Origin of the sequence: Alcanivorax sp. IL2 (assembly GCF_047495475.1) — a bacterium.
Taxonomy (GTDB): domain Bacteria; phylum Pseudomonadota; class Gammaproteobacteria; order Pseudomonadales; family Alcanivoracaceae; genus Alcanivorax.
The window spans coordinates 1781068-1793509 of record NZ_CP179932.1; the positions used below are offsets into that span (position 1 = coordinate 1781068).

A 12442-nucleotide genomic window follows, 5' to 3' on the forward strand; every position below is an offset into this window, starting at 1 on the left:
AGGGGGGGGGTGTTAATATGAAATGTGTTGAGTGTGATGCGGAGGTTGTTGAAGATTACAAATTCTGCCCTGAATGTGGTGCGCCTACGAGATCTGATACTGATGTCGCCGACAAAGCCAACGAAGCCGATCAGGACTTATTACCTGAAGGCGAAATTGAGCAGGTTCCTGCTATTCATGGCGAAGAGAATGAATCGGAAGTTCAAGAGTCTCCACGCTGGTATGAGACTGGATGGCTATGGTTCTGGCTAATTATTTTTTATCCGGTTGGGATTTATGGCCTTGTGAAGAGATATATCGTGCCAAAAGCCCAAAAATGGATATGGATTGGTCTTGGTGTATTTCTTGTGATTGCCGCAATCAACAATAAGAGTAATCCATCATCACGCCCAAGCACGGCGGGCGCATGGATTGATAAGGGTACTCTTTATTGTCTGTCTGAGAGCCGCTTCGATGAGCAATTTGAAATGCTGGCTCAAGGGATAAATAAATATGCGTATGGGTGCGGTGTTACAAATAAGAGTTTGAGCGTTGCAATATCTGATATCAAGTTGCTTTCTGGAAAGGCAAAGGTTCGGGTTCGCTCATCGGGCACTGTTTACTGGGTTGCTGCGGAATCAGTTCATCGGTAAAGAAAAAACACGCGGTTTCACTTAACAAGGCCATGCACGCGACAAGCGCGTGATGGCAGCGTTATGCAGAAGGGATTCTATAGGGGGTAGGGTTTGGCGATAGATGATTCAGACTTTCTCAGGCCAGTTGCCAGATTAATTTCATGGGTGCTAGTCGATTTTTTTTACGAGATTGGATTTCAGGTCTTTAGCGTTTGGCTGGGTCGGATGGTTCTTCTGGTGATTACATTGGGTAAATATCCCAATTCCAGCCAGGCGGAGAGAGATGAGCTGCTTATAGGGATATTCGGCTTTATTGTCCTGTTGGTGGCGGCTTATATAGCGTTTGAAATTGTTGGGTGAGAAGCATAACAAGGTGCTGCTGCGGAAACTTTACTCGCTAGGGCTCCTAAATTTCCGCAGAGCACGGCGTTAGACGCATTAGACCCAGGGGGGTGTATGTACAAGCAGGCAATACTAATAGTGCTTGTTTTTCTGTCAGGTTTGGTCGCCGCAGCGGATCAAGGTGCGGCATATTTGTGCATTGCAGAGAAAGGTGCGGCAGTTACAGAAAAGAGCGCGGGTGGGTTCGGAGCATTTTCTGGTGATGCTGATAATAAATATATCGTTGGAAAGCAGACTGGCCTTCGGGATTTTGGTGTAGATGCTGACTGGCTTTCACAGTGCAATTATGACGAATCAGGAAGGCCAGTTTGGTGCGAAATGCCGGGTGATAGTTGGGGTGGGGTTTTTATGATGGATAATGATGGCTCTTTTGTTGTTATGAGTTTAAGCGGGGACCCTAAGGGGCAGAAAGGAGCCAATTATTACTCGGTTATTGGGAAATGTTCGCGAATTTAGGCGTCGTCTAACAAGAGCCTGCAAGCCGACCTTCGGCGGCTGAGGCAGGCGTTAAACGGAAAGAGCAATGAGCAATATTCTAGATTTTCCAGGTGCGTCCACGAGAAACGATGCTGAAATCGAGAGAGGCATACGCGAGGGCTTGACTGGTAAGGGGTTCTCTGGAGAAGCGGTGGAGGCAGCCATTGCCATTGCCATGCCTCTGTTTAAAGAGTCGAAGTCTGTTCTTGGCGGAAATATCAGCTTTCCCATTACGTCCGCCTTGAACGAGGCTCAGCATAAAGAGCTGGAATCTCAGCTTTCAGCGGTATTCCAGAAGTATCAGTCTGACGCGGCCCAGCTGATTCAGAAATTAATCGTGAAAATAGCGCTTCTTGAGGCGAAAGCCAGTGGCGTTTAACAAGGCGGAGCACGCGACAAGCGCGTGTCCGCAGCGTTATGACGAGTTATCGATGAAAGCTTTCCTTTTGATTTGTATGACCATCGCCGTCTATGGGTGTGCAGGAAATCCGGATCAGGATTTACCGAGAGAGAAAGTTGGTGAGCAAATTTCCTGCCAAGATAATTGTGAGGTGGCTCCACCAGAAGAAAAATCGGGAAATACTTCTGAACCTGGTGCCATCAAAAAAGCGGGTGATTTTATCGGAGGTGTGGTCGTTTGGACCGTGGCAGTTCCGGTGTTGTTGGTGAGTTATGTGGTTTTTTGTCCTTTCTCAGATGGCGGCAATAGCTTCTGTTAGGGTAAGTCATAACAAGGCACTGCTGCCGACAAGCGGCAGAGCGCGGCGTTAAACGGAAGAGGTGAACTTGAGGGCTCTGAACTTAATATTAATGTCTATATTTTTGTTTCTTGCTGGGTGCTCGCTGGGAACTGCTGAGGATGCAGAGGTTAAAGCCGCTGTTGCGACGGTTGTAGATAACGAGCAAGTGGTGGCAGTTTACAGTTTTGGGAAAATGGTTGTGAATGTGAATGACCAAAACGCCTTTGACATGAGTGCTTCTAAGAGGCAGGAATTGGCCCTTAGAATTGCCAATGCTGCTTTAGAAGTTCGCCCAGATGTGGGTTCAATTATGATTGGTTTTGGCAGGGTTGAACCTGAGATCCAGCAAATCGCCTACGTTTGGGAAAACAATAATGGTGCTCTCAATTTTGTCAGCCAAGGGGAGTGAGCGTTTAACAATGCCATGCATGCGACAAGCGCATGATGGCTGGCGTTAAGTGCTCATGAAATACGAATCAGGTGAGAAGGTGCTGTTAGGGGATATGGTCAGATTTGATTCTGGCCCCGATCAATACACTTCCGCCAAGGTGGTTATGATTGGTGAAGATTATTCCCGCTTGGAGATTGAGCCAGACTTTCTGGAATGGGTCGTTTCAGAGAAAGTATTGGAAGGATCGGATGTGATTGTCGAAAGGAAGTCTATCCCTGGCAGCTATATGTTCACTAGTCTGTGCTGTGTGGAGTTAATTCAAAGGTCAGGTGCCTGATGTATAGGCACTTAACAATAAGCAGCAGGCCGACCTGCGGCGGCTGTGCTGGGCGCTAAGAGGCATCATGTTCTGGAAGCGGAAAGGATCATTCAGGCTAATTCCTGTGCTCCCCACGAACTATCGAAGTATTTGCCTACATGCTATAGAGATCGCGTCCGATCCCTGCGTGGTAGTAAATAATGATGTTATTACTGATTTCTCCGAGCGGGGTAAACTCACCCAAAAGGGAATTCGTAACTTCAACAATTTCGAGATTCGGGATCGGGATGTTGGAATCGTGGGTTTTCATGATCATCCCAATGAAATGTGGATCAATGAAAACTACCAAGATTTCGCCAATTACTGCGAACGTCGAGGTTGGCTTCAAATCCAAGGGCCGGCTTCTTAATAATCGGCTTTGCGACGCCCCTACGCTGGCGCTCCGGTGCGTCGCAAAGCCGCTGCGTTAGAGTTCAAAGGTAAAACAATGAGAAAACTGCATATTGCAATCTCAACTGACAGAATCGATGAAACCATCGAGGATTATTCAGAGCGGTTAGGCGTGCGGCCCTGCTCCTCCATTCCAGGCGAATATGCTCTTTGGAGAACCGAGTCTCTTAATGTTTCCGTGCGCCAAGATTCCTCTTGTGCTCCGGGGTCTCTGCGGCATTTGGGTTGGGAAGATCCTTCGGCTACAGAGTTTTCACAGGACTCTGACGTAAACGGCATTGTGTGGGAACGATTCGCCGCACAACACCAAGCTGATGAGATCAACGAAATATGGCCAGAGGTCAAATATCAACCGTAAACTCTAACAAATCGCTGCAGGTGACGTTTGACCTGACCCCGCTCCCGTTCTTGCTACCGCAAAAGCAGGCGTCGCCTCAAACGTACCTGAGTTCAGGCGTTATTAAGTGACAATTGAAGGCTAGCAATGAATAAAATCAATCCCCAAAAGTTGCTTAACAGCAAGTGGACTGCGGTCAAGCCAGTGAAGAAAGAAAAACATTTTCTGGTGACAGAGGTCGAGTTTGATGAAGAGGGTGAGGTTATTCACTGCCTGATAGAGGCGGTGATATCAAACCGTTCAGATTCTATTGACTGGAAAGCACTAAGAGATGAATCGAACTGGAAGCAGGGCTGGAAGTAGTTATTTCGGTCGTGTGGCTTCTGGAGAGCCGGGCGCAGGGCGGAGATACCCGGTCGGTATTTCCGCCCTGCGGGTTTAGCGGGGGTCGTTACTTTCGTTGTGTTCGCCATCGTTGGCTTTGGGCGCCTGCTTATTGCCGTTTTGCTGTCCGGTTTTTTCCTGTTTTTCCCCCTCAATGCACAGCTTGTCGCCATCGCCATTGCGGATGTGAATATCCAGCTGGCTGAAGGCAATTTCGATGTCGTGTTCCTTACACAGGGCATCGATGTGGCGATTGAGTTCGTCGGTGGCGGCCAGGCGGTCACCGATGTCGTTCACGTGGACGCGTAGTTCGTGGTCTAGGGTGCTGGCGCCGAAGGTGAGGAAGAACACCACCGGTTCCGGATCACGTAGCACCCGTTTGTTTTCGCGGGCGGCCTGCATAAGGATGTCGCGGCATTTCTGCAGGTCGGAGCCGTAGGCGAAGCCCACCTTGATGATAATGCGGGTGACGGTGTCGGAGAGGGACCAGTTGATCAGTCGCTCGGTGACGAACACCTTGTTGGGCACCAGGATTTCCTTGCGGTCGAAATCGATCAAGGTGGTGGCGCGGATGCGAATGCGGCTGACGGTGCCATCCAGGTTGTTAATGGTGATCACGTCGCCGATGCGGATGGGGCGCTCGAACAACAGGATGATGCCGGAGATAAAGTTGGCAAAGATTTCCTGCAGGCCAAAGCCCAGGCCTACACCCAGGGCAGCCACCAGCCACTGCATCTTGTCCCAGCTCAGCCCCAGAGCACCGAACGTGATGATCACGCCGCTGGCCACGATCACATAGGAGAGCAGGGTGGTGGTGGCGTAGCTGGTGCCCTGGCGCAGGTCCATGCGTGACAGCACCAGCACTTCCAACAGGCCGGGCAGGTTGCTGGCCAGCAGGAAGGTGACCGCGCCGATGATAAGGGCGGTCATCACATCGCCCAGGCTGATGGGTGAGGTGCCACTGGCCTGGCCGGCAGCGTCGGCGGTTTCCCAGAGCACGATGTTTTCGGTGTAGGAGAAGGCGTGGAACACATCTGCCCAGACCCAATAGACCAGCAGGCCGATACCGGCGATCAGTGCCAGGCGTATCAGGCGTAGGGATTGCTGGTTGACCTGTTTCAGGTCCAGCTGCGGTTCTTCCACTTCTACGGCTTCTGATGCAGCCGAGGAGGTGTCAGAGCCCTTCTGGTCGGCTTCCCGCTGGGCCACTGCGCGCCGGTAGGCCAGCCGCTGGGCGGCCACGGCCAGGCCGCGCACGGCCACGGCGTCGAGCAGAATCCACAGCACCACCAGATAGAGGCTGTAGATCATGTGGCCGGTCAGACGCACTGAGGTGTAGTAATAACCGATGCCGATCAGCACGGTGAGGATCAGCGGGGCGGCGGCGCACAGGCCGGTGGACAGGCCTTTCATGGTGCGACTGTAATGGCGCCCCGGGTAACTCTGCGCCACCGAGGGCAAGCTGATCATCACCACCACCAGGCTGAAGACCATGATGACCAGGCCCAGGCGGTCGTTGCTCAGCTGGGCGGGCCACTGGTCGCCGAAGGCGATGATGAAGGTCATGGGGATTATGGCCAGGCCGGTGAGCGCCAGGCGGCGACGCATATGCTGATTATGCTCGCTGTCCCAGCGGAAATGGCGCTGGGCGATACCGCCGCTCTTTAGCAGCCGGTAAAGCATTTCGAACACCAGCCAGAGCAGGGCGAGTTGTGCCAGGGCGGCCCCCAGTACGCTGGTGATGGTGCTGGGCTGACGCCATAGTCCGGCGGCAATCACGGCCAGGGCGATGGGTGCGGGAGAGGAGATCAGCACGGTATAGATCAAGCTCAACGGCGTGTGCAGCTGGCTGTCACGGCGCAGGAAGCCCACATCCTTGTTCATGGTGTCGATGCGTTTTTTCAGTCGTGGGCGCAGCAGCACGAGAATAATGGCGGGGATGGCGGCCAGCACCAGCCAGCCCCATTTTCCGGTAAGCAGGTCACGGGTGCCCTGCCAGAGGGCTTTCCAGGGCATGTCGCGCAGTTGCTGGGTAATGTGCCCGGGCAGCTTGCCGAGCCATTCCAGGCTCACTGGCTGAGTGCTGGGCATCCAGAAGGTTTGCTCGGAAATAATGCTGTGCAGGCTGCGCGACACCTTGTCCAGTTGCTCCTTGTTGAGCTGGGTACGCGTGAGGATGGCCAGTTGCCGACCCAATTCCTGATTGAGCTGGTCGTACAGCTCACGCCGCTCCCGATGCAGGATAGTAAAGGCCTGCTCCAGATCCGCAGAGAGCTCCCCTTTGAGTTTTTCCTGTTCTGGCAGGGGCGAGTTATCCAGCGACTGGATCTTTTGCTCCAGCTCGAATTGCTCCAGGCGGGCGTCGGAAATGCGCTTTTGCAGGTTCATGTCCGACTGGCTTTGCGGCAGCCGTTTCTGTTGCTGGTACAGCACCCGTGACAGTAGCAGGCTGCCATCCAGCAGGCGGATCTGATCGTTGACGGTGCTGGACAGGGCGCGGGCCTTGTCCAGTTGCGTCTTGGTGTCGATGGCGCGGCGCAGCAGACTGTTGACGGCCTGGCTGGTGCGGGCGAGTTGCTCACGCAGGGCCTGGTTTTCCGCCCTGGCATTCTGGATTCGCTTGTTTTCGAGCACGGTCTCCGGCAGTGATGATTCCGGCGAGTTGGCCATCTCTTCCAGCTGATTGATACGGCGTTTCTGGATCAGGGGCTGCACGGCATCAAGCTGCGCTTCCAGGGTGGCTTGCTCGGTACGCAGTAACTGTTGTTCCAGGCGGGCCACATCCTGTTTCTTGTCGACGACGGTGAGTTCCTGGTTGTAGCGCTCGATACGGGTTTCCAGGGCACGCAGTTCGGTATTGAGCCCCTGCTCCTGTTTGTCGTTGAGCGGCTCACCGTTTTCGTCGGTACCTTCATTGAGCCGCGAGCGGATGGTATCCATGCGCTCCATGGCCTTGCTGATTACATTCTGGGCTTGCTCGGGCAGGGTCTGGGCGCGGGTCAGCTCACCATTGACCTCAGCCAGGCGGCTCTGGTTCTTTTCCAGCGCATCCAGACGGCTGGTCAGCCTCTCGATCAGTGCCTGCAGCGCCAGGCTCTTGTACTGCTCGGCCCAGTCCTTGTCCTGCTGTTGCCGGGCCTTGGCCAGCTCGGCGTTGAGGCGCGCCCGCTGGGTGGATGCCTGGCGTGCGAAGGTTTCCAGATCCTTGATGGTTTGCTGGTTGCTGTCGATCTCGCGGCGTAGTTCCAGGGTCTGTTGCAGGATTTTCTTGTCAGGATTGGCGTTGTCACCGCTGCTGGTGTCGTCGCTGCCGGAGATCTGTTTTTCCAGGTCGCCGACGCCGGGCAGGGAAAAGCCACCGATCTGTGCCTGTGCCATGACGGGGAGAAAAATCAGCAGGAAAAGGGCCAGACGTCGATCCATAACCAGAAAGCTCCAGTGGGTAAGGGGGGCTATCAATGTGTTTTGCAGGGGAAGGTCGGCGCGCCCTGCAGAGACGATTTTTTACGCCCAAGTCTGTGCAAGCTTACCAAGGCGTTGCAAGGGGCGCAGCAGTTGTTCCGCCTGTGCCGGCATCTGTTATCGGACAAACGATGGTGTCCCTGTTTTGTCATCCCTTTTGGGCAGGGTGAGTGTTGCCATTGTAAACAGGAGCTCTGCTGCCCCTGGCAGAAAATGTCCATTTTTTGTCCGGCTACGTCCTAGGGCGAAGGGGTAAGTGTGTTTATTGTTTAACCAATAAACACAACAAACTTCATAAGAATTGGGAGGGGACCCATGAACAAGCTCGCACTCTGCGGCCTGCTGGCCGCCGCTATCGTCACTGCGCCTGCCCAGGCGTTTCAGCAGATCACCCACAAGCGCATTGCTATCGATGCGGTGGACTACATGAAGAATCACCCGGGTAGCACCGAGTACAACCGCCTCAAGGCCTGGGTCAACGCCGCCGGTTACAGCATGGAGCAGTTCGCCGAAGTGATCGGGCAGGGCGCCTATGACGTGGATGATTTCCAGGATACCTACCTGTGTGGGGCGGTCTCCGGTGATTGCGTCTATGCGCCGGTATTCAACGCCGGTGCGTCGCTGGTGAACTACACCTCCTACTGGCACTTCCAGAATCACACCCGCAGTTCCGATGTGCACGGTAATGACTTGGGCGGGTACAACTACGATCTGCTCACGGTCTGGGGCGATATCGACAATATTGCCGCGTCCTGGCTGTATGGCGATTACCTGGATGATGGCCCCGGTGGCATGACCGGCTGGTGGTGGTCGGATGATCCGCAGTACAACACCTACGGTATTACCGAAGCCAATTATCGGCAGGGTAGCTATTCCAGCAAGTCCATGTACGACGACTTCGAGGAAATGCCGTTCCAGCCTATCGATAACCTGGGGCAGTACTGGTACAGCCAGTTCCTCAGCCAGCCCACCGCCCAGACCCTGGGGTTTGTGTTGCACACCACTGACTTGCTGCAGCCCCACCATGTGTGGACCACCTCGGCCCTGAATCACAGCGGCTGGGAGTCCTGGGTGGCGGATTACTACGACAGCGAAAACCTGAACGACACCGCCCTGGTGGATCAGGCCCTGCAGAACTTCACCCCGCTGTCGCCCACTGGCACGGATATCCGCCCGCTGCTCACCGAGGGTGGCGCCCTGGCCTATGGCAATGGCGGTATCGTGTTGTCCAGCACCGACCATGTAGACCGGGTGCAGGTAGGGCAGACGGTGATCCCCAACGCCATCGCCATGGTGGTGCATCTGCTCAACCACGCCGCGCACCAGGTTAATCCCTGATACCGGTAACCGGCTCATAACCGGGCCGGTGTTTCCCCGTAGGGTGCACTGAGCCTAAGGCGAACTGCACCATGCAAACGCCAGATCGGTGCAGTTCGCGTAGGGTGGATTAGGCCGAAGGCCGTAATCCACCATTATATGATCCGACGTCCGGGGTGGTGGCTTTGGTGGATTACGCCTTCGGCTAATCCACCCTACGGTAATGAACGAGCGATAAGAGAGGATGGAGGAAAACTTCCATGGCAATGCACCGATGGATGTTGGCGATGGTGTTGGCGCTGTTTGCAGTAGCTGGCTATGCCGGCTGGCAGCAGTGGGGGCCGCTGCCCGACAGCGTGGCCGCCCGTGTGGATGGTGATGCCATTCCCGCCGCAACCCTGGACGTGTTCGTGGCTGCCGCTCGTCGCAGTGATCCGGACATCAGCCGGGAAAGCGTGCTCAAGGGGCTGGTGGAAAACCGTCTGCTGGCGGCGGTGGCGAAGGCGCAGCATGACCATGACGCTCACCCTGAACGGGTGGGTTATGACAGTGCCACCCGACACGAGCAGCAACGTTTCAAACTGATTCGCACGGCCTATGCAGAGGAACTACGCGCAGCAGTCACCGAACATGGCATGCAGAACAGCCTGGACAGCCTGACCACACCGCTGGCCCTGTCCCGCGAGGCGCTGGCGCCCATGTTGACCCTGGAGCAGGCACTGTACAGCACCATGACTGACGCCCAGCAACAAGCGGCCAGCCACTATGTACTGGCCCGCTATCGCTTTGCCGACGACCAGCCGGAACAAACGCTGACCCTGTGGGATCTTTACCGGCGGCAGAACATCCAGTTGAAGGTGCAGATGCATAACCTCAACCTGGGTTTTATTCGTGAAGCAGTGAAACAGCAGCTGATCATGGCCTATGTGTTTTACTGGTTTGAGCAACAGGCCGGTCTGTCACGAGCGGCCATCGCCGCTGTGGATCGCAGCATCGACGATGCCCTGCAACGGGATACCCTGATGCATGACATGGGGCTGATGCAGGACATCCACGACGACAACCCTGAACTGCGAGAGTTGGCTGCCCAGGTGAGCGATGTGCAGCTTGCCGACTACTACGCGGCAAACAAGGAACAATTCACCCGTGTGGAGCGGGTGCGCGCGCGGCATCTGCGAGTGAATAGCCAGCAGCAGGCGGACCGGGTGCATGAGCTGATCCACGATGGCCTGTCGTTTGACCAGGCAGTAGCGGATTACTCCGTAGCACCGGACCGGGATCAGGGCGGCGAGCTGGGCTGGATTGATCGGCAATCCCGGCAGGATCACTGGACTCGGGCACTGGCGTTTGTGCAGCCTGAAGGCGTAGTGTCGCCTCCGTTTCGCAGCCCCGGTGCTGATGCCGCTCCCTACTGGGAGCTGTTTCTGGTGGAAGAAAAAGTGACGGCCTACCAGAGCCTGGAGAGCGAATCGGTCCGCTACCGTGCGGGTCGGGCGGTGGCTCAGCAACTGTTGCAACAACGCTTCCAGAACCTGCTGGCGCAGGTCACTGAGCAGGCATCGCTGCGAATCAATCAGGAGGTGCTGTGATGAAGGCGCTGCTGGTTGCCCTGTTGCTGGGCGCGGTGGTCGCGGTGATGGCCAGGTGGTTGCCGAGTGCAGCACAGGCGCCGCTACCGGGGGTGACCGATGACGGCTCGGCGGTCGAAGGGATCGCAACGCACAAAGAGCAGGAAAAAACGGCCACGCCTTTGCCCATGACCGACACAGTGGCGGAACGTCAGCGGCCATCGCGCGCTTCCCGCGTGGCCGATCCTGCCGCCGGGCCGGTGCCCTCGCCACAAGCGGTAACGGCCCTGCGTGAAAGCATGCGCCATGGTGATCCGCGTAAGCCGCCGTTGGCCCCGCGCACGAATCTGCGTGAGCCGCCCAGCGCTGCCGAGCTGGCCGACCCGGCGCTGTATCAACAGTACGAGCAGCGCCAGCAACAGAGCGTGTATGCCTCGTTTGCCAACGCCGTTGATCAGCGTATTCCGGAACTGGAAGCGATGATTGCCAAAGGCCGCGCCAGCGGCATCAGCGAGGCGCAACTGGCGGAAGGCGAAGCCAAGCTGGCCAAGTTGCGTGAACAGCGTGATCAGTTATCGGCACTACAGGTAGAACCGGCCGACGAGGCCTCGTCGGAACAGGATTGACCGGTCAGCTCCACGACGCTCTCGCGGATGGCTTTGTCCTGCGGGGAAAGGGCATGGGCACGGCAGATGCTGTCGCTGGCTCCCTCCGCATCGCCCAGTGCCTGCTGGGCGTAAGCCAGGTTGTTCCAGGCGGCGGCAAAGTCCGGCGCCTGGCGGGTAGCGCGTTGGAAGGCGTCGAGCGCCGGTTGTTGTCGGCCCTGGTTCCACAGGCTGTTGCCATGGCCGAACCAGAGTTTTCCGCTGCTCGGGAACGCCTCTACCGCCGCCGGCCAGAAGGCCTCGGCATTGGGCAGGGCGGAAATCGCCCGGAACAGGGTGTCCGGTTCCGCACTGGCAGGCAGTTTACCCGGCTCGACCAGAGTGAAGCCCCATTGATCGGCGCGGGCCCAGGTGCGGATAAAGCGGTTCCAGTGGCTGGTCTTGCCGGCGTCGGTGCCACTGTGCAACACCATGGTGTTGCCCTGCTCCTGATAGCCGGTGACGACGGCAAAATGCCACTGGGGCCAGCGACGCAGGGCCAGGTTCTGTAATACCAGCACTGGTCGGCCTGCCTGCAGTTCGCGGAACAACGCCTCGCTATTTTCCACCGGATAAGCCATCAGACCGCGGCTGCGGGCGGCGGCACGCAACTCAATGCCCAGGCTGCCTTCCCGTTCCGGTAACCACACCTCGTCTACCAGGCTGTCGGCGCTTACCGGCTTGCCGGCCCATTGCAGCATCATGGCCAGAGCGGCGGGGCCGCATTGGTATTTTTCCTGGGGGACAAAGGGCACCACCAGCTGCTGCTCGGTCTCCACCTGGGCACTTTGCGGAGGCGGGACACTTTGGCATCCACTCAACGAAAGCAGAGCCAGCAGGCTGACAAGGCATGCCAGGTTAAAAGGGCGTGTAAACGTTGGGCGTGAAAGGCGAGGAGCGATGGGCTCCTCGCCGTAGGGGACAGCCATGGATCAGTTAATGGGATCGATGGCCGGAAAAACGTTGGTCGCGCCGAGCAGGTCGAGCAGGATCAAAATCAGGATGATGGCGAGGATTACGCCAACTACGCCCTGACCGGCGGGCAACTCTTCCGCTTTCTGGGCCAGCTGCTGCAACTCCTGATCCGTAAGACGGTCGAGACGCTGGCTCACCTGGTCCTTGCTGACACCGTAATCACCCAATGCCTTGGCGGCGACCTTGTGGTCCATCAGCTCCATTACCTGCGCCTTCATGGCCGCGCGGTCCTGTTGTTGAATGACCGTATCGTTACCGATCATGGCGGCCTGGGCGGCCGGCACAATCATCAACTGCATGAAAAGCAGCAATGATGCACTGAGAATACCGGTAATACGCTTGGTCATGGGATATCTCCATTC

General features: G+C 56.4%; 15 protein-coding genes. 12 read left to right on the top strand and 3 right to left on the bottom strand.

Annotated elements, in window-relative coordinates:
* The first annotated feature begins 17 nt into the window (after positions 1–17).
* From ACMG4N_RS08315 to ACMG4N_RS08355, 9 genes are all read left to right on the top strand, one after another.
* Positions 18–632 carry a zinc-ribbon domain-containing protein gene (locus ACMG4N_RS08315; RefSeq protein WP_414433282.1) on the top strand — a complete coding sequence of 205 codons (615 nt, stop codon included), beginning with the start codon at positions 18–20 and terminating at the stop codon, positions 630–632.
* 93 nt (positions 633–725) lie between these two features.
* A complete protein-coding gene (locus tag ACMG4N_RS08320) occupies positions 726–974 on the top strand; it encodes a hypothetical protein (protein ID WP_414433283.1) in 249 nt (82 codons plus the stop codon).
* A 96-nt stretch (positions 975–1070) separates the two neighbouring features.
* Positions 1071–1472 (top strand): hypothetical protein, encoded by a 402-nt coding sequence (locus tag ACMG4N_RS08325; RefSeq protein ID WP_414433284.1) that lies wholly within the window; start codon positions 1071–1073, stop codon positions 1470–1472.
* A 67-nt stretch (positions 1473–1539) separates the two neighbouring features.
* A complete protein-coding gene (locus ACMG4N_RS08330; RefSeq protein WP_414433285.1) occupies positions 1540–1872 on the top strand; it encodes a hypothetical protein in 333 nt (110 codons plus the stop codon).
* 52 nt (positions 1873–1924) lie between these two features.
* Positions 1925–2212 carry a hypothetical protein gene (locus ACMG4N_RS08335; protein ID WP_414433286.1) on the top strand — a complete coding sequence of 96 codons (288 nt, stop codon included), beginning with the start codon at positions 1925–1927 and terminating at the stop codon, positions 2210–2212.
* 91 nt (positions 2213–2303) lie between these two features.
* Positions 2304–2642, top strand: a complete 339-nt coding sequence (locus ACMG4N_RS08340) for a hypothetical protein (protein ID WP_414433287.1) — start codon at positions 2304–2306, stop codon at positions 2640–2642.
* 55 nt (positions 2643–2697) lie between these two features.
* The gene (locus ACMG4N_RS08345) at positions 2698–2961 is read left to right on the top strand and encodes a hypothetical protein (RefSeq protein WP_323772655.1); all 264 of its coding nucleotides are present in this window, start codon (positions 2698–2700) and stop codon (positions 2959–2961) included.
* A 469-nt stretch (positions 2962–3430) separates the two neighbouring features.
* Entirely contained in the window at positions 3431–3751 is a 321-nt protein-coding gene (locus ACMG4N_RS08350; RefSeq protein ID WP_297766447.1) for a hypothetical protein, read from the top strand.
* A 126-nt stretch (positions 3752–3877) separates the two neighbouring features.
* Positions 3878–4093: a TIGR02450 family Trp-rich protein gene (locus ACMG4N_RS08355; protein ID WP_297766449.1), complete on the top strand. Its 216-nt coding sequence runs from the start codon at positions 3878–3880 to the stop codon at positions 4091–4093.
* 75 nt (positions 4094–4168) lie between these two features.
* Here the strand turns inward: ACMG4N_RS08355 and mscK are convergent, their stop codons facing one another.
* Positions 4169–7537, bottom strand: a complete 3369-nt coding sequence (gene mscK / locus ACMG4N_RS08360; RefSeq protein ID WP_414433288.1) for a mechanosensitive channel MscK — start codon at positions 7535–7537, stop codon at positions 4169–4171.
* A 354-nt stretch (positions 7538–7891) separates the two neighbouring features.
* On the opposite strand from mscK, the gene ACMG4N_RS08365 reads away from it, so the two are divergent.
* The 3 genes from ACMG4N_RS08365 (at position 7892) to ACMG4N_RS08375 (ending at position 11087) form a co-directional block, all read left to right on the top strand.
* Positions 7892–8914, top strand: coding sequence for a phospholipase (locus ACMG4N_RS08365; RefSeq protein ID WP_297766456.1), 1023 nt, complete (start codon positions 7892–7894; stop codon positions 8912–8914).
* Positions 8915–9153: 239 nt separating this feature from the next.
* A complete protein-coding gene (locus ACMG4N_RS08370) occupies positions 9154–10482 on the top strand; it encodes a peptidylprolyl isomerase (protein ID WP_414433289.1) in 1329 nt (442 codons plus the stop codon).
* Positions 10479–11087, top strand: coding sequence for a hypothetical protein (locus ACMG4N_RS08375; protein ID WP_297766463.1), 609 nt, complete (start codon positions 10479–10481; stop codon positions 11085–11087). The genes ACMG4N_RS08370 and ACMG4N_RS08375 overlap by 4 nt, the downstream gene beginning before the upstream one ends.
* Here ACMG4N_RS08375 and ACMG4N_RS08380 read toward each other — a convergent pair.
* Entirely contained in the window at positions 11030–11884 is an 855-nt protein-coding gene (locus ACMG4N_RS08380; protein WP_297766466.1) for a PA2778 family cysteine peptidase, read from the bottom strand. The genes ACMG4N_RS08375 and ACMG4N_RS08380 overlap by 58 nt on opposite strands.
* A 153-nt stretch (positions 11885–12037) precedes the next feature.
* Positions 12038–12427 (bottom strand): PA2779 family protein, encoded by a 390-nt coding sequence (locus tag ACMG4N_RS08385; protein ID WP_297766469.1) that lies wholly within the window; start codon positions 12425–12427, stop codon positions 12038–12040.
* Positions 12428–12442 lie beyond the last annotated feature (15 nt).